Origin of the sequence: Kitasatospora sp. NPDC001603 (assembly GCF_040298365.1) — a bacterium.
In the GTDB taxonomy this organism is placed as follows: Bacteria; Actinomycetota; Actinomycetes; order Streptomycetales; family Streptomycetaceae; genus Kitasatospora.
Map to the genome: position 1 here is coordinate 23,420 of NZ_JBEPAA010000009.1, position 17,532 is coordinate 40,951.

At 72.8% G+C, this 17,532-nt stretch carries 19 protein-coding genes; 5 read left to right on the plus strand and 14 right to left on the minus strand.

All coding sequences use genetic code 11. The features are described 5' to 3' along the window. Window positions 1-5 precede the first annotated feature (5 nt). Entirely contained in the window at window positions 6-497 is a 492-nt protein-coding gene (locus ABT263_RS08675; protein WP_352289062.1) for an SgcJ/EcaC family oxidoreductase, read from the plus strand. A 17-nt stretch (window positions 498-514) separates the two neighbouring features. On the opposite strand, the gene ABT263_RS08680 is transcribed toward ABT263_RS08675, so the two are convergent. Further along, on the minus strand, window positions 515-1,651 hold the full coding sequence (locus ABT263_RS08680; RefSeq protein WP_352289065.1) for a peptidoglycan recognition protein family protein: 1,137 nt from the start codon (window positions 1,649-1,651) through the stop codon (window positions 515-517). Between the two features lie 104 nt (window positions 1,652-1,755). Between ABT263_RS08680 and ABT263_RS08685 the strand changes: the two genes are divergently transcribed. Together ABT263_RS08685 and ABT263_RS08690 are read left to right on the plus strand one after the other, a co-directional pair. Beyond that, entirely contained in the window at window positions 1,756-2,547 is a 792-nt protein-coding gene (locus tag ABT263_RS08685; protein ID WP_352289068.1) for a TIGR03089 family protein, read from the plus strand. A gap of 36 nt (window positions 2,548-2,583) precedes the next feature. Continuing rightward, window positions 2,584-3,879, plus strand: a complete 1,296-nt coding sequence (locus tag ABT263_RS08690) for an LCP family protein (RefSeq protein ID WP_352289071.1) — start codon at window positions 2,584-2,586, stop codon at window positions 3,877-3,879. Window positions 3,880-4,348: 469 nt separating this feature from the next. Here ABT263_RS08690 and ABT263_RS08695 read toward each other — a convergent pair whose 3' ends face one another. From ABT263_RS08695 to leuA, 4 genes are all read right to left on the minus strand, one after another. Further along, complete coding sequence (locus tag ABT263_RS08695) at window positions 4,349-5,194, minus strand: isoprenyl transferase (RefSeq protein ID WP_352289074.1); 846 nt, start codon at window positions 5,192-5,194, stop codon at window positions 4,349-4,351. A 4-nt stretch (window positions 5,195-5,198) separates the two neighbouring features. After that, complete coding sequence (recO, locus tag ABT263_RS08700) at window positions 5,199-5,945, minus strand: DNA repair protein RecO (protein WP_329487568.1); 747 nt, start codon at window positions 5,943-5,945, stop codon at window positions 5,199-5,201. Between the two features lie 276 nt (window positions 5,946-6,221). Beyond that, the gene (locus ABT263_RS08705; protein ID WP_352289077.1) at window positions 6,222-6,788 is read right to left on the minus strand and encodes a TerB family tellurite resistance protein; all 567 of its coding nucleotides are present in this window, start codon (window positions 6,786-6,788) and stop codon (window positions 6,222-6,224) included. 369 nt (window positions 6,789-7,157) lie between these two features. Beyond that, window positions 7,158-8,954 (minus strand): 2-isopropylmalate synthase, encoded by a 1,797-nt coding sequence (gene leuA, locus ABT263_RS08710; protein WP_329487570.1) that lies wholly within the window; start codon window positions 8,952-8,954, stop codon window positions 7,158-7,160. Window positions 8,955-9,286: 332 nt separating this feature from the next. Between leuA and ABT263_RS08715 the strand changes: the two genes are divergently transcribed. Next, window positions 9,287-10,306 carry a M4 family metallopeptidase gene (locus tag ABT263_RS08715; RefSeq protein ID WP_352289080.1) on the plus strand — a complete coding sequence of 340 codons (1,020 nt, stop codon included), beginning with the start codon at window positions 9,287-9,289 and terminating at the stop codon, window positions 10,304-10,306. A 114-nt stretch (window positions 10,307-10,420) separates the two neighbouring features. Then, complete coding sequence (locus tag ABT263_RS08720) at window positions 10,421-10,687, plus strand: protealysin inhibitor emfourin (protein ID WP_329487572.1); 267 nt, start codon at window positions 10,421-10,423, stop codon at window positions 10,685-10,687. A 63-nt stretch (window positions 10,688-10,750) separates the two neighbouring features. Here the strand turns inward: ABT263_RS08720 and era are convergent, their stop codons facing one another. The 9 genes from era to ABT263_RS08765 form a co-directional block, all read right to left on the minus strand. Then, window positions 10,751-11,680 carry a GTPase Era gene (era, locus tag ABT263_RS08725; protein WP_329487573.1) on the minus strand — a complete coding sequence of 310 codons (930 nt, stop codon included), beginning with the start codon at window positions 11,678-11,680 and terminating at the stop codon, window positions 10,751-10,753. Window positions 11,681-11,730: 50 nt separating this feature from the next. Then, window positions 11,731-11,892 (minus strand): hypothetical protein, encoded by a 162-nt coding sequence (locus ABT263_RS08730; RefSeq protein WP_329487576.1) that lies wholly within the window; start codon window positions 11,890-11,892, stop codon window positions 11,731-11,733. A gap of 139 nt (window positions 11,893-12,031) precedes the next feature. Further along, complete coding sequence (locus tag ABT263_RS08735) at window positions 12,032-12,385, minus strand: cytidine deaminase-like protein (protein WP_329487578.1); 354 nt, start codon at window positions 12,383-12,385, stop codon at window positions 12,032-12,034. Window positions 12,386-12,480: 95 nt separating this feature from the next. Next, window positions 12,481-13,020 (minus strand): DUF4383 domain-containing protein, encoded by a 540-nt coding sequence (locus ABT263_RS08740; RefSeq protein ID WP_352289083.1) that lies wholly within the window; start codon window positions 13,018-13,020, stop codon window positions 12,481-12,483. A 101-nt stretch (window positions 13,021-13,121) separates the two neighbouring features. Next, a complete protein-coding gene (locus ABT263_RS08745; protein WP_329487580.1) occupies window positions 13,122-13,358 on the minus strand; it encodes a hypothetical protein in 237 nt (78 codons plus the stop codon). 32 nt (window positions 13,359-13,390) lie between these two features. Next, window positions 13,391-14,716, minus strand: a complete 1,326-nt coding sequence (locus ABT263_RS08750; protein ID WP_329487581.1) for a hemolysin family protein — start codon at window positions 14,714-14,716, stop codon at window positions 13,391-13,393. A 19-nt stretch (window positions 14,717-14,735) separates the two neighbouring features. After that, complete coding sequence (gene ybeY, locus ABT263_RS08755) at window positions 14,736-15,230, minus strand: rRNA maturation RNase YbeY (protein WP_329487582.1); 495 nt, start codon at window positions 15,228-15,230, stop codon at window positions 14,736-14,738. Between the two features lie 14 nt (window positions 15,231-15,244). Further along, window positions 15,245-16,378, minus strand: coding sequence for a PhoH family protein (locus ABT263_RS08760; protein WP_396487028.1), 1,134 nt, complete (start codon window positions 16,376-16,378; stop codon window positions 15,245-15,247). 226 nt (window positions 16,379-16,604) lie between these two features. Then, window positions 16,605-17,528, minus strand: coding sequence for a ribonuclease Z (locus ABT263_RS08765; RefSeq protein WP_329487583.1), 924 nt, complete (start codon window positions 17,526-17,528; stop codon window positions 16,605-16,607). Window positions 17,529-17,532 lie beyond the last annotated feature (4 nt).

The window sequence follows — 17,532 nt, forward strand, 5'->3', positions numbered from 1 at the left end:
GGGATATGAACGATACGCGGCTGCCGGAGCTGTCCCACGCCGACGAGGGCGCGGTGCGGGCGCTCTACCACCGGACCCTGGACGGGTGGAACCTGCGGGACGGCGCGGCGTGCGCCGGACCGTTCGCCGAGGACGGGGAGATGGTCGGATTCGACGGAACGAGGTACGCGGGGCGGTCGGTGATCGCCGCCGAACTGGGGCGGATCTTCGCGGACCACGCCACCCCCGAGTACGTCGCCAAGGTGCGGCGGATCCGGGCGCTCGGCCCGGGGGTGGCCGAGCTGGACGCCGTCGCCGGTCTGGTGCCGGACGACGCCGAGGACCTCGATCCCGGCCTGAACGCCCTGCAGACGGTGATCGCCGTCAACGCGGGCGCGGGCTGGCGGATCGCGCTGCTGCAGAACACTCCGGCCCGGTACGACCTGCGGCCGGACGTCGCGCGGGCGCTGACCGCCGAGCTGCGGGCGCTGCTCCCCCGGGGCCCCGGCCCGGTGTAGGCCCCGGGCTCGCGGGTTCAGCGTGCCCAGGGGGCCGCCGGGCGGGCGGCGCTCTGCAGCGCGGCCGCCTGGGTGCGGACGGCGGGGAGCAGCGGGTAGAGGGTGGCGCCGGGGCACTCGGTGGCGACCGCGTCGCGGTGGCCGGAGACGGCGTCGAAGGTGGCGGTGGTGCCCTTGGGGTAGCGGGTGCCGTCGGCGCCGGAGACCAGCTGGGTGCGGCCGGCGGCGTCCTGGCCGGCCAGCCCGAGCTTCCAGGCGGCGAGCCGGGCGAGCCCGTCCGGTACGGCCGGCGGCGGGGTGTCGGTGACGAAGGTGCCGAGCACCGCGACGCCCGCCGAGTCGGTGTTGAAGCCCAGGGTGTGCGCGCCGTGCACCGCGAGCTCGGCGCCGCCGGCCCGGCCCTCGTAGAGGGTGCCGCAGCGGTCGACCAGGAAGTTGTAGCCGATGTCCCGCCAGCCGTTGCTCTGCACGTGGTACTGGTAGATCGCCCTGATCATCCGGGGCGCGTCGGCGCAGTCGTACTCGGTGGCGGTCGCGGTGTGGTGGACGAAGACCACCCGGACCGGGCCGGTGTACTCGACCTGCGGGTCCCGGAGGGACTCGTCGGCGCCCCAGCCGGCCCGGGTGACGACGGCGGGCCGGGCGGCCCGGCGCCCGTCCGGCGGTTCGGCGGGCAGCGTCCGGCCGGCGGCCCCGGCGGCGCCCTGGCCGGGGTCGACCAGGTCGAGCCGCAGGCCGTCCGGCAGGCCGCGGGGGCCGGCGGTGACCTGGACCGCCACGCCGTCGCTCGGACCGGTCCAGAGCGGCGCCGTCGCTCCGCCGCCCGGGGTGTCCGGTCCGTCCTCGCCGTCCGCCTCCAGCACCTGCCAGTCGCCCCAGACGTGGGTGGCGGCGTCCCTGGTGCGGACCCGGACGGAGCCGCCGTCGAGCGAGCGGGCGGGGCCGTTCCAGCCGACGCCGAGCAGTTCGAACGGGCGGGTGGCGCGCGGCGCCAGGGCGCGGTCGGCGCCCAGCGGCAGCGAGGTGACCGAGCCGCCGCCGGCCGAGGTGCGGCGCTGCTGGGCGGGATCGGCGGCGGCCGCGGCCGGAACGGGCTGGAGGAGCAGGACGGCGGTGCAGCCGGCGAGTGCGGCGGCCGGCAAAGAGATACCCATAAAAGGGATGTTCAGCGCAAAACACCGAACTCGCCATGCCACCTCGCGCAGGGTCCGCCACCCCTCCCGGTCGCCCACCCGAAGGCCGTAGGCTGGGGCGCACCATGACTGCGCCTTTCGCTGCCGATGCCCGAACCCCTGTCGAGCTGCTGCACGCATTCCTGCGAGGTGGCACTCCCTCAGTCGACCCCGCGGCTCCGCTGGTCACCTTCTACGACGACGCCACCGGCGAACGGGTGGAACTCTCCGCCCGAACCTTCGACAACTGGGTGGCCAAGACCGCCAACCTGCTCCAGGACGAGCTGAACGCCGGTCCGGGTGACCGCGCCGCCCTCCTGCTGCCCGCCCACTGGCAGAGCGCCGTCTGGCTGCTCGCCTGCTGGTCGGTCGGTGTGACGGCGGTGCCGGCCGGCGACCCGGCCGACGCCGACCTGGTGGTCAGCGGACCGGACGGCCTGGAGGCCGCCCAGGCCTGCGAGGGCGAACGGGTGGCCCTCGCCCTGCGTCCGCTGGGCGGCCGGTTCCCCCAGCGCCCGGACGGCTTCCTCGACTACGCCGCCGAGGTGCCCGGCCAGGGCGACCGCTTCGCGCCGTACTCCCCCGTCACCCCGGACGCGCCCGCGCTGGAGACCGGCATCGACGGCCTGCCGCTGAAGCTGACCGGCGACCAGACCGTCCAGCTGGCCCGGGAGGGCGCGGCCCGGCTCGGCATCACGGCCGGCGACCGGGTGCTCTCCACCCTCTCGTACCAGGACTGGGCGGGCCTGGAGGCCGGTCTGCTGGCACCGCTGGCGGCCGGCGCCTCGGTGGTGCTCTGCCGCAACTCGGAGGGCCTGAGCGCCGAGCAGTGGGAGAAGCGGACCGAGTCCGAACGGGTGACACTGCGCCTCGGCTAACCCCCGGCTCCGGCCCGGCGGGTAGGCATCCCTGCCATGGCCGAGGACGACACCGAGCACCCCCCGACCGAGAACCCCCCGACCGGGGACGCCCGCGCGACCGCGGGCTCCCCGGACCGGGACTCCCCCGACCCGGAGCCCGCGGCCCCGGACTCCCCGACCAGGCCCCGGCGCAGGCGCCGGCGGTGGCTGATGATCACCGCCGGCGTCCTCGCCCTCCTGCTGGTCGCCTGCGGCACCGTGCTCTGGATCGCCTACCGCAAGCTGGACGGCAACATCCGGACCGACTCCGCCACCGACCAGCTGCTGGCCCGGCTGGAGGCCGAACGGCCCAGCCGCACCGCGGGGGCCAAGGGCGCCGAGAACATCCTGCTGATCGGCAGTGACGACCGCACCGGCGCCAACGCCACGTACGGCGAGGCCGGCGGCCAGCGCTCGGACACCACGATCCTGCTGCACCTGGCGGCGGACCGGAAGCACGCGACCGCCGTCTCCATCCCGCGCGACGTCATGGTCACCGTGCCGGTCTGCGAGAAGCCGGACGGCACCCGGAGCAGGCAGGTGCTGGCGCAGTTCAACTCGGCCTTCGAGACCGGCGGTCCGGCCTGCTCGATCCGGGCCGTCGAACAGCTGAGCGGCATCCGGATGGACCACTACGTGATCCTCGACTTCCACGGCTTCAAGACGATGGTGGACGCCGTGGACGGCGTCGAGGTGTGCGTCCCGCAGGCGATCCACGACAAGGACGCCAAGCTGGACCTGCCGGCCGGGCGGCAGACCCTGCGCGGCGAACAGGCGCTCGGCTACGTCCGCGCCCGGGAGACCCTCGGCGACGGCAGCGACACCCAGCGGATGGGCCGTCAGCAGCAGTTCCTGGCCGCCCTGATCCGCAAGGTCCAGTCGCAGGGGGTGCTGCTGAACCCGGCCCGGCTCTGGCCGGTGCTCGACGCGGCGACCTCCTCGGTCCGGGCCGACGGCGGCCTCTCCTCGCTCGGCGCGCTCTACGACCTGACCCAGGACCTGCGCGGCATCCCGTCCGCCGACGCGGTCTTCCTGACCGCGCCGCGCCGCCCGTACCGCTTCGACTCGGACCGGGACGAGTTCGTGCAGCCGCTGACCACCCAGCTGTTCACGGCGCTGCGCGACGATCGGTCGATCACCGTCCGGCCGCCGGGCTCCCCCGACCCGTCGGCGGTGGCGGGCGCGAGCCCGGGGCCCTCGGGGGCGGCGGCGGCCGGATCGGACCGGGCCGCCGGTGCGTCATCCACCGCGACCACGGCGCCCTCGTTCGAGGGACGCACCGCGGACATGGACGGCTGCGCGATCCATTGACCACCTGGTCAGGGTCACCCTTTTGTGTACAGATCATGACCCGAAATGGCTTTCCGGGGAATTCACCGGAACACGATGCGCCTGGTGAATTGCGGTTCCCGAACATGGCGGAGATCACACCAGGAACAATTCCCGTACTCGACTCGTCTAGTGTGTCCGGGTCGGCGCGCAGCCCGTGCGCCACCCGAGGACCGGTCGGAGGGAGGGAACCCCGTGCAGCAGGACAGCCAGCAGACCGACCCCGCCGACCCTCGGATCCCGCCGGCCCACGGCGCGCCGTACCGGTCCGAGCAGGCCCGGTCCGAGCAGGCCGCGGGCATCCCGGTCCAGCGCCGCCGGACGCCCGGCACCGCCGCCGAGGCCGCCCCCGGGGCCGCGCACACCGGCGGCCGGGCCGCCCGCCGGGGGGGCGCGGGGCGGGCGCGGCGCCCGGCCGCGCGCCGCCGCCCCCCCCCCCCCCCACGGCGGCTCAGCGCTGCGCGGGGACCTCCGCGGCCTCGCCGGGGGCGACCTCGTTGGGGATCGCCCCGCCGAAGCGGCGGTCGCGCCGCGCGTACTGCTCGCAGGCCCGCCAGAGGTCCCGGCGGTCGAAGTCCGGCCAGAGCACGTCCTGGAACACGAACTCCGCGTACGCCGACTGCCAGAGCAGGAAGTTGGACGTCCGCTGCTCGCCGCTCGGGCGCAGGAAGAGGTCCACGTCCGGCATGTCCGGGTGGTACAGGTACTTGGCGATGGTCTTCTCGTTGACCTTCTTCGGGTCCAGCCGGCCCGCCGCGACATCGGCCGCGATGGCCGCCATGGCGTCCGCGATCTCCGCCCGGCCGCCGTAGTTGACGCACATGTAGAGCGTGACGGCGTCGTTCTCCCTGGTCTGCTCCTCGGCGACCTTGAGCTCCTGGACGACGCTCTTCCACAGCTTGGGCATCCGGCCGGCCCAGCGGACCCGCACGCCCATCGCGTCCATCTCGTCACGGCGGCGGTGGATGACGTCCCGGTTGAAGTTCATCAGGAACTTCACCTCGTCGGGCGAGCGCTTCCAGTTCTCGGTGGAGAACGCGTACAGCGAGATGTTCTTCACACCGAGCTCGATCGCGCCCTTGAGCACGTCCAGCACCACGGACTCGCCGACCTTGTGGCCCTCCGTGCGCGGCAGCCCGCGCTCCTTGGCCCAGCGCCCGTTCCCGTCCATCACGATCGCGACGTGGTGGGGGACCAGCTCGCCGGGGATCTTCGGGGGCTGTGCGCCGCTGGGGTGCGGGGTCGGGGGGAGGTACTCCCTTTGCTTGCCACCGCCGAAGAGCCGTCGCGCTGCCATGTGCTCACTTCTCCACGTATCTCATCGAGCGGATGCCCCGCTCCAGGTGCCACTGCAGATAGGCCGCGACCAGGCCGCTGCCCTCCCGCCAGTACCTCGGCTCGCAGGTGTCGGCCGTCCGCCAGTCCCCTGACAGCAGCGCCCCGAGCAGTACCAGTGTCTCAGGGGAGGGTACGGCACAACCGGGGACTCGGCAGTCTCCGCACAGCACGCCGCCCGCCTGGAGCGAGAAGAACCGGTTCGGGCCCTCCAGGCCGCACTTGGCGCAGTCGGTGAAGCTCGCGCCGTACCCGTTGACGGCCAGCGAGCGGAGCAGGAAGGCGTCCATCACCAGGTGCGACTCGTGCACCCCGGCCGCCAGCGTCCGCAGACCGCCGACCAGCAGCAGGTACTGCTGGACGGCCGGCTCGCCCTCGTTCTCGGCGAACCGCTCCGCCGTCTCCAGCATCGCCGTCCCCGCGGTGTAGCGGCCGTAGTCGGTGACGATCGAGCCGCCGTACGGGGCGATCGTCTCCACCTGGGTGCAGAGCGGCAGCCCGCGCCCCACCAGCTCGCTCCCGCGGCTGAAGAACTGCACGTCCACGTGCGAGAACGGCTCCAGCCGGGCGCCGAACTTGGACTTGGTCTTGCGCACCCCGCGGGCCACCGCGCGCACCTTGCCGTGCTGGCGGGTGAGCATGGTGATGATCCGGTCGGCCTCGCCGAGCTTCTGCGCCCGGAGCACCACGCCGTCGTCCCGGAACAGGCTCATGCGGCGGCCTCGCGGCCGGCGTCGAACAGTGTGGACATCCCACCATTGTCCCCCACCGGCCGACCTCCGGGCGGCAGCCGTGTGGCCCGCACCGGGGCCGTGGGGGAGACCCGATCGGTGCGGGGCACGGCGGGCCCAGGGTGGGGCGCCGCCCGGCCGGGGGGCCGGGGGGCGGTTCGGGCCCGGTTCGTGGGGGTCCCGGGGGCGGCCGTCCGGGGGCCGCGTGGTGCGACGGCCGAGGTCCTTCCCGCGCGGCCGGGACGTGGCCCGCGCGGCCTAGTACGAAGCGTGGGTGGCCGCCTCCAGCAGCGCCCCGACCCTCGCCTGCGGCAGGTCCAGGCAGCGCCCCACGGCAGCCAGCGCCTCCCGCTCCTGGGGCAGGTAGCGCCCGTCGGCCAGCGCGATCGCCGCCCCCTGCAGCAGCAGCCGCTCCCGGCCGTGGTGGGCCAGGTGCGGGGCGAGCGGTTCGAGCACCGCGTGCAGTTCCACCGCCAGCGCGCCGGCGTCCCCGAGCCCGGAGGACGCCTCCAGGTCGTGGGCGTCCCGGAGTTCGCCGCCGAGCCCGGAGAGCGCGGCCAGCGCGGCGAGCACCTGGGCCTCGCCGCAGTCGTCGAAACCGGCCTCCCGGACGGCCGCGCAGGCCGCCTCGCGGGCCGCCCGGTGCGCCGTCCCGCCGGCCGCCAGCAGCGCGAGGGCCACCGTGTACTGCGCGTCGCGCAGCATCCCGCCGAGGCGCACGCAGGTGGGCTGGTCCAGGCTCTCCACGCCGTAGCGGCCGTGGCAGGTGGTGCACTGCACGCTGCGGACGACCGGGCCGAGCGGCAGCACCGCCGCGCCCAGCAACCGCAGCCACCGCCGGCCGTGCTGCCGGCGGTAGTTGCGGTCCCCGCCGCAGCCTGGACAGAAGAAGTCACCGAGAACGTCAGTCCGCCAGCGCGGGCGAACACCCCACAACCCTGTCACGGCGCCACTCCCCAGACATGGCAGGCGGCCTGCACAACAATGGGCAGGTCACGCGACCGGACCCCGAGGCCGTCCCACCGACCCGGATTTCCGGTGGGTCGATGTTGCCATGGTTACCGGCACGTGTCAGTACCTCGAACGGCTTCCGGGCCGAAAAAATGTGGCGCAGGCCACAGCCGCCCACCCGGGACCGCCCACCACGACGGCGGGCCGCCCCGGAGGACGGCCCGCCACTACCACTCGTACGAACTACCCGCGCTGCGCCCGGTTGACGGCGCTGATCATCGCCTTCAGCGAGGCCAGCACCGTGTTGCCGTCGATGCCCACGCCCCACAGCACCTTGCCGTCCACGGCGCACTCGACGTACGCGGCGGCCTGGGCGTCGCCGCCCTCGCTCAGCGCGTGCTCCGCGTAGTCCAGCACCCGGACGTCCACCCCGATCCGGCCCAGCGCGTCGGCGAAGGCGGAGACCGGGCCGTTGCCGGTACCGGCCAGGGTGACCGGCGCGCCCTCGACCACGGCCTGGGCGGTCAGCGCGTCCCGGCCGTCCTCGGTGGTCAGGCTGCGCGAGCCGCTCAGCGAGATCCGGCCCCACGGGTTGTCGGTGGTCGGCAGGTACTCGTCCTGGAAGACCGCCCAGATCGCCGCCGGGGTGACCTCGCCGCCCTCGGCGTCGGTCTTGGCCTGGATGATCCGGGAGAACTCGATCTGCATCCGGCGCGGCAGGTCCAGCTTGTGGTCGTTCTTCAGGACGTAGGCGACGCCGCCCTTGCCGGACTGGCTGTTGACCCGGATGACCGCCTCGTACGTGCGGCCGACGTCCTTCGGGTCGATCGGCAGGTACGGCACACCCCAGGTGTGCTCGCCCACCGGCACGCCGGCCGCCTTCGCGTCGGCCTCCAGGGCGTCGAAGCCCTTCTTGATCGCGTCCTGGTGCGAGCCGGAGAAGGAGGTGTACACCAGGTCGCCGGCGTACGGGTGGCGCGGGTGCACCTCCATCTGGTTGCAGTACTCGGCGGTGCGGCGCACCTCGTCGATGTCGGAGAAGTCGATCTGCGGGTCGATGCCCTGCGAGAACAGGTTCATGCCCAGGGTCACCAGGTCGACGTTGCCGGTCCGCTCGCCCTGGCCGAACAGGCAGCCCTCGATGCGGTCGGCGCCGGCCATGTAGGCCAGCTCGGCGGAGGCGACGGCGGTGCCGCGGTCGTTGTGCGGGTGCACCGACAGGCAGACGTGCTCGCGGCGGGACAGGTTGCGCGACATCCACTCGAACTGGTCGGCCTGGACGTTCGGGGTGGCCCGCTCGATGGTGGCCGGCAGGTTCAGGATGATCTCGCGGCCCTCGCCCGGCTGCCAGACGTCCATCACCGCCTCGCAGACCTCCAGGGCGAAGTCCAGCTCGGTGTCGACGAAGATCTCCGGCGAGTACTGGTAGCCGAAGACGGTGTCGTCGCCCAGCAGCTTCTCGGCGTACTCCATCACCAGCCGGGTGCCGTCGGTGGCGATCGCCTTGGTGGCCGCCCGGTCGTTGCGGAACACCACCCGGCGGAACAGCGGCGCGGTCGCGTTGTACAGGTGGACGGTCGCCCGCGGCGCGCCGACCAGCGACTCGACGGTCTTCTCGATCAGCTCCTCGCGGGCCTGGGTCAGCACCGAGATGGTGACGTCCTCCGGGATCGCCCCCTCCTCGATCAGCGACCGTACGAAGGCGTGGTCGGTGGCGCCGGAGGAGGGGAAGCCGACCTCGATCTCCTTGTAGCCCATGCCGACCAGCAGGTCGAACATCTTGCGCTTGCGGGCCGGGGACATCGGGTCGATCAGCGCCTGGTTGCCGTCCCGCAGGTCGGTGGAGAGCCAGCGCGGCGCCTTGGTGATCACCTTCGACGGCCAGCTGCGGTCCGGCAGGTCGACCGTGCCGAACGGCAGGTAGCGGCCGTGGCGCATGCCGGCGCCCCGCTGGCGCACGGTCGCGGCGGTGATCGGCGTCGGACGGTCGACGAACGCGCGACCAGCGGGGATGGACGCGGCGGAGCTCTGCTCGGTCATGGAGGTGACTCTCGGCTTCCTGTGATGCGGGGCTTGTCGGGGTGAGATGGACACCCGACCGGCCGGCCTGCTGCCGCGCACGACCCCTCGGTGGGCCGCAGTATTGCAACGCGCACAGCACAGTCCCCGCGGCGAGGGAGCCGGCCCTGGTGGACTACAGGCCCTCGACGCGGCAGCTAAGAAGAAGCAGCCCGTTGCGCATGATGTCGTCCAGCGTAACCGAGGAGCACGCGCCCCCGAAGTGAGCCGGGCGGACATTCCACCCCTTGAGACGGCGCCCGATTCCGTCCACGCCGGTGACAACAGGTCACGAATGCCTCACTCTTGGCCACATGACCGCCGAACCGCCGCTCTGCGCGATCGTTCCGCCGTACGTCCTGGACCGCCTCGCCGAGGCCGGTCACGAGCCCGCCGCCCGCTCCCTCGCCCTGGATGCCGCGCACCGCACGGCCCGCCTCACCGCCACCGCGCCGCAGCCCGGCGGCGCCCGCCTGGAGCGGGTGATCTGCGACGCCGGACACAGCGAACGGCTGCCCGGCCGCACCGTCCGCCGGGAGGACCAGGGGCCCGTCCCCGACCAGTCCGTCAACCACGCCTACGACGGCCTCGGCGACACCTTCGCCCTCTTCGCCGACGCCTTCGGCCGCCGTTCGATCGACGACCAGGGTCTGCGGCTGGACGCCACCGTGCACTACGGCCGCGACTACGACAACGCCTTCTGGGACGGCCGGCGGATGGTCTTCGGCGACGGCGACGGCGAGGTGTTCGGCGACTTCACCGCCTGCGTCGACGTGATCGGCCACGAACTCACCCACGGCGTCACCCAGTTCACCGCCGCACTGGAGTACCGGGGCCAGCCCGGCGCGCTCAACGAGTCCGTCTCCGACGTGTTCGGCTCGCTCGTGAAGCAGTACGCGCTGCGCCAGGACGCCGGCGAAGCGGACTGGCTGATCGGCGCCGGCCTGCTCGCCCCGGGCGTGCAGGGGGTGGCACTGCGCTCGATGAAGGCGCCCGGGACCGCGTACGACGACCCCCGGCTCGGCAAGGACCCGCAGCCGGCCCATCTGCGCGACTACGTCCGCACCGCCCAGGACAACGGCGGCGTGCACATCAACTCCGGCATCCCGAACCACGCCTTCTACCTGCTGGCCACCGCGCTCGGCGGGCCGGCCTGGGAGCGGGCCGGGCGGATCTGGTACGACGCGCTGACCGGCCGGCAGCTGCCCGGGGACGCCGACTTCGCGGCCTTCGCCCGGGCCACCGTGGCGGCCGCCCGGGCCCGCTACCCCGAGCCCGCGGTGGGCGACACCGTGACGGCGGCCTGGGCGAAGGTCGGGGTCAGTACGGCCTGAGCCGCCCGACCGCGGTCGAGCCCGACTTGAGCGGTCATAAGGTTTAAGAGCGCATAAGGTCAAGGTCCTGGAAAAGCCCGGCAAACGCCATCCCTGCGTAGCACCATGGACACCATGCGTATCCAGGTGACCCGGACCGGCGGCCTCGCGGGGAACGTCCGCCGCGCGGAGCTCGACACCACCGCGCGGACGGACGCCCCGCACGTGCACGCGCTCGCCCGCGAGGCCGTCGCGGGCGGGCTGCGGGCGCCCTCCTACGGGGTGCCGGACGGCTTCCACTACGAGATCACCGTCGACGGCCGGACGGTGCACTGCGCCGACCCGAAGCTCACCGAGTCGCAACGGGAGCTGGTCTCGCTGGTGCTGCGCGAGGGCGCCTAGGGGACGGCGCAGGGCCCGTCCGGACGCGGTCGTCCGGACGGGCCCTGCTCGGTGCGGGCGGGCTCAGAAGCCCAGCTTGCGCAGCTGCTTCGGGTCGCGCTGCCAGTCCTTGGCGACCTTGACGTGCAGGTCCAGGTAGACCGGCGTGCCGAGCAGCGCCTCGATGTGCTTGCGGGCGGTGGTGCCGACGTGCTTCAACCGGGCGCCCTTGGCCCCGATCACGATGGCCTTCTGGCTCTGCCGCTCGATGTAGACGTTCGCGTGGATGTCCAGCAGCGGCCGGTCCGCCGGGCGGTCCTCGCGCGGGATCATCTCCTCGACGACCACGGCCAGCGAGTGCGGCAGCTCGTCCCGGACGCCCTCCAGGGCGGCCTCCCGGATCAGCTCGGCGACCATGATCACCTCGGGCTCGTCGGTGAGGTCGCCGTCCGGGTAGAGCGGCATGCCCTCCGGGAGCAGCTTGGTGATCAGCTCGGCGACCAGCTCGACCTGCTTGTCACCGACCGCCGAGACCGGGATGATCTCGGCCCACTCGATGCCCAGCTCGGCACCGAGCTGGTGGACGGCGATCAGCTGCTCGGCCAGCCGCTTGGAGTCGACCAGGTCGGTCTTGGTGACGATGGCCACCTTGGGGGTCTTCTTGATGTCGGCGAGTTCCTTGGCGATGAACTTGTCGCCGGGGCCGAGCTTCTGGTCGGCGGGCAGGCAGAAGCCGATCACGTCGACCTCGGCCCAGGTGGAGCGGACGAGGTCGTTCAGCCGCTCGCCGAGCAGGGTGCGCGGCTTGTGCAGACCGGGGGTGTCGACCAGCACGAGCTGGGCGTCCGGGCGGTGCACGATGCCGCGCACGGTGTGCCGGGTGGTCTGCGGACGGTCGGAGGTGATCGCGACCTTCGTCCCCACCAGGGCGTTGGTCAGGGTCGACTTGCCCGCGTTGGGCCGGCCGACGAAGCACGCGAAGCCGGAGCGGTACGAGGAGGAAGGGGCACTCATGGGCCCCATTCTCCCTGATCACCGGGCGCCCGGCGGACAGCCCGCCCCCGTCAGCCCTTTTTGCCGCCCAGAACGGCGGAGATCCCGCTGATCAGGACGATGAGGAGGAAGGCGACGGAGCCCCAGAGCCAGAACGGCGACCCGGTCTCCTGCCACTTGCCCATCCCCATGACGCCCAGCAGCAGGCCCGCGAAGAACGCGAACGGTCCCATGCCCCCAGCCCCCTCACCGCGACCTGCTCACCATCTGTACCGGTGAGATTATCTGCGGATCCTGCAGGGCCGGGCGCCCGGGCTGCCCCGGGCGCCCCGAGCCGCCCCCCGGCGGGCCCCGGTACGCCGTCGACGCGCCTCAGCGCGCCTCGGCCGCCACCTTCAGCGCCCCGTCCGGTCCGGCGAGCAGCACCGGCGTCCCGGCCCCGCCGAGGTCCCGCACCGCGGCCAGATCGGCCTCGGCCGGCTCCCCGGCCTCGCTCACCACGGCGGCCGCCTCCAGCGACCTGGCGCCGCTGGCCACCGCCATCGCCACCGCCGTCTGCAGCGCGCTGAGCCGCAGCGACTCCAGCGCGACCGTGCCCGCCACGTAGGTGCGCCCGGTCTCGTCACGCACCGCGGCCCCCTCCGCGACGCCGTTGCGGGCGCGCGCGGAGCGGGCCAGGGTGATGATCTTCTTGTCTTCGGGATCCAGCTCGACGATGTCACTCATGGCGCCGAGCATAGGACGCCCCGCCGACCGGCCGTCCGCGCCCAGCGACGCGGACGGCCCCGCCGGCCTCAGGGGCCCCAGTGGCCTCAGTGGCCTCAGTGGCCGATCGGATTGGGCGGCCCGGGCCGCATGACCTTGACGAAGGTCTTCGGACCGTTCGGCAGCGGCTCCTCCTCGGCGGACCGCTTGCGCCAGTACGGGTTGTCGTGCGGCAGGTGGCTGCTGACCCTGCCGTACATCCCGAAGGTCACCACGACCAGTCCGAAGATGAACGCGAACAGCACGTTGGACATCCGGAAGTTGAGGATGTTGGCGTCCGGCCGGCCGAGCACCGTCAGCCCGTAGAAACCGGAGAGCACGAAGAGGATGCCGACCACCATGTTGAGGTTGGCGGCGAAGTTCCCGCCGATCACCGCGCCGGCCACCAGGACCGCGCCCATCACGATGGAGAGGATGCTCAGCGCTCCGTTGGTCGACATCCCGGCGATGTCGTCGCCCTCGGTGGACAGGAAGCCGGGATGGTCCGCCAGCCCGAGGATGCCGAACACGATCAGGAAGATCCCGCCGAGTCCCGCCCCGGTCCGCCAGACCAGGAGCAGCCGGTGGTCGACCGGCAGTTCGTCTTGCAGCTTCATGGCGACCTCCACCATGGCGACGTCGAAACGGCCTCGTTCACGCTACTCCGACCGCGGAGCGGGCGCACGGCCTGGCTTCCGGGGGGTACCCCCGCATGTGCCTAGCTGTAGGGGTGGCTCCCCTGCATGTGCGGCACCTCGTGCATGTACAGCGAGCCGCACTGCTGACAGCAGCGCAGCCCGGTGCCCCACTCCTGGTCCGGCCGGGTCTCGGCGTCGGTGTCCATCGTGCGGCCGCAGAGGGCCGCCGCGGGTTCGGCGGCCCGGACGACGTGCCAGGTCTTCGCCCCGGCCGACCGACCCTGCGGGCCGTACTCCGCACGCAGTAGATGAGTCATGACGCCATCGTCGCCCCGCGGCCGCCCGAACGCTACTCGCCGGACTCCTGGAGGGCCTCGGCCGAGACCCGGACCGGGATCGCGACCATCGAACCGATCCGGTTGCGGCGGCCGGCCGAGCTCTCCGCGGTCAGCCGGATGGCGGTCAGGTCGGTGGCCGCGTCCTCGGGCAGCGGGATCTCGCAGGACGAGCCCGGGATCGGCACCCGGCCGAGGTGCTTGGCGAGCAGGCCGCCGACGGTCTCGACGTCCTCGTCCTCCAGCTCGATCCCGAACAGCTCGCCGAGGTCCTCGACCAGCAGCCGGGCGGTGATCCGGTACGAGCCGTCACCGAGGTCCTCGACCGGCGCGATCTCCCGGTCGTACTCGTCGGTGATCTCGCCGACGATCTCCTCCAGGATGTCCTCGATGGTGACCAGTCCGGCCGTGCCGCCGTACTCGTCGATCACGATCGCCACGTGCGAGCGGCGCTGCTGCATCTCGCGCAGCAGGTCGCCGGCCGGCTTGGAGTCCGGGACGAAGACGGCCGGCCGCATCACCGCGCCGACCTCCTCGGACTCGGCCTCCCGGTTGATGTGGGTGCGCCGCACGAGGTCCTTGAGGTAGACGATGCCGACCACGTCGTCCTCGTTGTCGCCGACCACCGGGATCCGCGAGAAGCCCGAACGCAGCGCCAGGGTCAGCGCCTGACGGACGGTCTTGTGACGCTCGATCATCACCAGGTCGGTGCGCGGCACCATCACCTCGCGGACGATGGTGTCGCCCAGCTCGAAGACCGAGTGCACCATCCGGCGCTCCTCGTCCTCGATCAGGTCGTCCTTCTCGGCGAGGTCCACCAGGGCGCGCAGCTCCGCCTCGGAGGCGAACGGCCCCTCGCGGTAGCCCTTGCCCGGGGTCAGCGCGTTGCCGAGCAGGATCAGCAGCCGCGGGATCGGGCCGAGCACGCCCGCCAGCGGCAGCAGCACGAAGGAGGCCGCCGTGGAGGTGGTCAGCGGGTGCTGGCGCCCGATCGTGCGGGGCGAGACGCCGACCGCCACGAAGGAGACCAGCACCATCACGCCGAACGCCAGCAGCACGGCCTGCCAGGTGGAGTCCAGGCTCCGCACGCAGACCACGGTGACCAGGACCGCCGCCGCCATCTCGCTGGCCACCCGGATCAGGGTGGCCAGGTTGAGGTAGCGGATCGGGTCGGAGGCCAGCGCCAGCAGCCGGGCCGAGCCCCGCCGGCCGGCCCGGACGGCCTCCTCCGCGCGGAACCGGGAGACCCGGGAGATACCCGCCTCGGCGCAGGCCGCCAGCCAGCCGAGGACGACCAGCAGCACGGCGCCGAGGATGAAACTCGTACTCTCACCACTCACAGGGGTTCGGGCTCCGCGCTCAGTGGGTGGTGGGGGCCGGGGAGATCCCGCCCAGGCCGCGGCCGGCCCGCCAGCCGTCGAGGATGGCCTTCTGGAGGCCGAACATCTCCTCCTCCTCGTCCGGCTCCTCGTGGTCGTACCCGAGCACGTGGAGCACCCCGTGGACGGTGAGCAGCTGCAGCTCCTCGTCCATCGAGTGCTTGGACGGAGCCGCCTTGCCCTGCTGCTCGGCCACCTCGGGGCAGAGCACGATGTCGCCGAGCAGGCCCTGCGGCAGCTCCTCGCCCTCCTTGCCGGGACGCAGCTCGTCCATCGGGAAGGACATCACGTCGGTCGGGCCGGGGAGGTCCATCCACTGGATGTGCAGCTCCTCCATCGCCGCACCGTCCACCAGGATCACGGACAGTTCTGACTGCGGGTGGATCCGCATCTTGTCCAGCGCGTAGCGGGCGACGTCGAGGATGGACTCCTCGTCGGCGTCCCAACCGGACTCATTGGCGATGTCGATCGACATGACGGGCTGGTTACTCAGCTTTCGGTGCGATGGGACTGTCGGGGTGCGCGCGGTGCGGTCGTCTTGCCGGGGCGCCGCTGGCCGGGCTTGCGGGCCGACGGAGCGTTCTCCTCGGCCTCCTGCCGGGCGTCCCAGCGCTCGTAGGCGTCCACGATCCGGCCGACCAGCTTGTGGCGGACCACGTCGGTGCTGGTGAGCACGGAGAAGTGGATGTCGGGCACGTCGACCAGGATCTCCTGGACGACCTTGAGGCCGCTGCGGGTGCCGCCCGGGAGGTCGATCTGGCTGGTGTCGCCGGTGACGACCACCCGGGAGTTGAACCCGAGGCGGGTGAGGAACATCTTCATCTGCTCGGGCGAGGTGTTCTGGGCCTCGTCGAGGATGATGAAGGCGTCGTTGAGGGTCCGGCCGCGCATGTAGGCGAGCGGGGCGACCTCGATGGTGCCGGCCGCCATCAGGCGCGGGATGGAGTCCGGGTCCATCATGTCGTGCAGCGCGTCGTAGAGCGGACGCAGGTACGGGTCGATCTTGTCGAAGAGGGTGCCGGGCAGGAAGCCCAGCCGCTCCCCCGCCTCGACCGCCGGACGGGTCAGGATGATCCGGTTGACCTCCTTGGCCTGGAGGGCCTGGACGGCCTTGGCCATCGCGAGGTAGGTCTTGCCGGTACCGGCCGGGCCGAGCCCGAAGACGATGGTGTGCTTGTCGATCGCGTCGACGTAGCGCTGCTGGTTGAGCGTCTTGGGGCGGATGGTGCGGCCCCGGTTGGACAGGATGTTCGCGGTGAACACCTGCGACGGCGCCGGGCTGTCCGGGTCGTCGACGGCGCTCCGGAGCATGGCGATGGAGCGCTCCACGGCGTCCTCCGTGAGGGGTTGGCCGGTGCGCAGCACCAGCATCATCTCGTCGAAGAGCTGCTTGACGAGGGCGACCTCGGCGCGCTCTCCGGTGGCGGTCACCTCGTTGCCGCGGACGTGGATGTCCGCGGCGGGGAAGCCTCGCTCGATCACCCTCAGCAGCGAGTCCGCGGTGCCGAGCAGGGTGACCATCGGGTGCTTCTCGGGGATGACGATCCGGGCGCTGGTGCGGCCCTCGTCGGCCGGTTCGGGGCGCGGCTGTCCGTTCGTACGGGTCTGCGATGTGTCACTCATAGGTCGGCGCTGGGGCCTGCCTCATCCCAATCCGTGGTCTCGTGGTGCCGCGCGGTCCTTCCGGGGCACCAGGGTACGCCGCGAGCGTGATCGCTGCGGCGGGCGGCGGGGCCGCTCCCGACGATGCTGGGGCAGATCGCGGAGCGGCGCGAACGGTTTTCCGCCCGGGACCGGTGCCCCGCCCGGGCGCACGGCCACCGGCCCGCGGCTCCGCGCGCCCGGCCGCTCACGGCCGTCGGCGGGGCGGCACGGGCACCCGGGCGAGGTCCTCGGCGAGCACGACGGTGCCGTCGAAGTGCTTGCGGGCGTCGGCGAGGTGCTGGCCGAGGTCCGGGTAGCGCTGCGAGAAGTGGGTCAGCACCAGGGTGCCCGCACCGGCCTCGGCGGCGACCTTGCCGGCCTGGCCGGCGGTGAGGTGGCCGTGCTCCTCGGCGAGCCGGGTGTCGGCGTCGGTGAAGGTGGACTCGATGACCAGCAGGTCGGCGCCCTCGGCGAGTTCGTGGACGCCCTCGCAGAGCCGGGTGTCCATCACGAAGGCGAACCGCTGGCCCCGGCGGAACTCGCTGACCTCGTCGAGGGTGACCCGCCGGCCGCCCGACTCGATCGCTCCCCGGTGCTGGAGCCGGCCGACGTCCGGGCCGGCGATGCCGAGCGCGGCCAGCCGCTCGGGCACCAGCCGGCGGCCGTCCGGCTCGGTGAGCCGGTAGCCGAAGGACTCGACGGGGTGCGAGAGCCGGACGGCGTCCAGTGCGAAGCGGGCGCCGGGCGCCGGCAGCGGCCCCGGCCCGTCGATCGGGCGGGGGCGCAGCACGGCGGTCTCGTGGAACGCGGTGGCGTGCCGCAGCCGCTCGAAGTAGACCTCCCCGGAGGCCGGGAAGTAGATGTCCACCGGGTGCGGGACGCGGTCCAGGTTGATCCGCTGGATCACCCCGGCGAGGCCCAGGCTGTGGTCGCCGTGGAAGTGGGTGACCGCGATCCGGGTGATCTGGGTGGCGGAGACCCCGGCGTGCAGCATCTGGCGCTGGGTGCCCTCGCCGGGGTCGAACAGCAGGCCCTCGCCGTCCCAGCGCAGCAGGTAGCCGTTGTGGTTGCGGTGCCGGGTCGGGACCTGGCTGGCCGTGCCGAGGACGACGAGTTCGCGCTGTGACACGTCG

What these genes read in the sequence shown, in the direction of transcription:
- ABT263_RS08735 (WP_329487578.1), bottom strand. Translation starts at nt 12,385, where the DNA reads ATGAGTGACATCGTCGAGCTGGATCCCGAAGACAAGAAGATCATCACC.
- ABT263_RS08745 (WP_329487580.1), bottom strand. Translation starts at nt 13,358, where the DNA reads ATGACTCATCTACTGCGTGCGGAGTACGGCCCGCAGGGTCGGTCGGCC.
- ABT263_RS08695 (WP_352289074.1), bottom strand. Translation starts at nt 5,194, where the DNA reads ATGGCAGCGCGACGGCTCTTCGGCGGTGGCAAGCAAAGGGAGTACCTC.
- recO (WP_329487568.1), bottom strand. Translation starts at nt 5,945, where the DNA reads ATGAGCCTGTTCCGGGACGACGGCGTGGTGCTCCGGGCGCAGAAGCTC.
- ybeY (WP_329487582.1), bottom strand. Translation starts at nt 15,230, where the DNA reads ATGTCGATCGACATCGCCAATGAGTCCGGTTGGGACGCCGACGAGGAG.
- ABT263_RS08715 (WP_352289080.1), top strand. Translation starts at nt 9,287, where the DNA reads ATGACCGCCGAACCGCCGCTCTGCGCGATCGTTCCGCCGTACGTCCTG.
- ABT263_RS08680 (WP_352289065.1), bottom strand. Translation starts at nt 1,651, where the DNA reads ATGGGTATCTCTTTGCCGGCCGCCGCACTCGCCGGCTGCACCGCCGTC.
- ABT263_RS08760 (WP_396487028.1), bottom strand. Translation starts at nt 16,378, where the DNA reads ATGAGTGACACATCGCAGACCCGTACGAACGGACAGCCGCGCCCCGAA.
- ABT263_RS08720 (WP_329487572.1), top strand. Translation starts at nt 10,421, where the DNA reads ATGCGTATCCAGGTGACCCGGACCGGCGGCCTCGCGGGGAACGTCCGC.
- era (WP_329487573.1), bottom strand. Translation starts at nt 11,680, where the DNA reads ATGAGTGCCCCTTCCTCCTCGTACCGCTCCGGCTTCGCGTGCTTCGTC.
- ABT263_RS08740 (WP_352289083.1), bottom strand. Translation starts at nt 13,020, where the DNA reads ATGAAGCTGCAAGACGAACTGCCGGTCGACCACCGGCTGCTCCTGGTC.
- ABT263_RS08690 (WP_352289071.1), top strand. Translation starts at nt 2,584, where the DNA reads ATGGCCGAGGACGACACCGAGCACCCCCCGACCGAGAACCCCCCGACC.
- leuA (WP_329487570.1), bottom strand. Translation starts at nt 8,954, where the DNA reads ATGACCGAGCAGAGCTCCGCCGCGTCCATCCCCGCTGGTCGCGCGTTC.
- ABT263_RS08730 (WP_329487576.1), bottom strand. Translation starts at nt 11,892, where the DNA reads ATGGGACCGTTCGCGTTCTTCGCGGGCCTGCTGCTGGGCGTCATGGGG.
- ABT263_RS08685 (WP_352289068.1), top strand. Translation starts at nt 1,756, where the DNA reads ATGACTGCGCCTTTCGCTGCCGATGCCCGAACCCCTGTCGAGCTGCTG.
- ABT263_RS08675 (WP_352289062.1), top strand. Translation starts at nt 6, where the DNA reads ATGAACGATACGCGGCTGCCGGAGCTGTCCCACGCCGACGAGGGCGCG.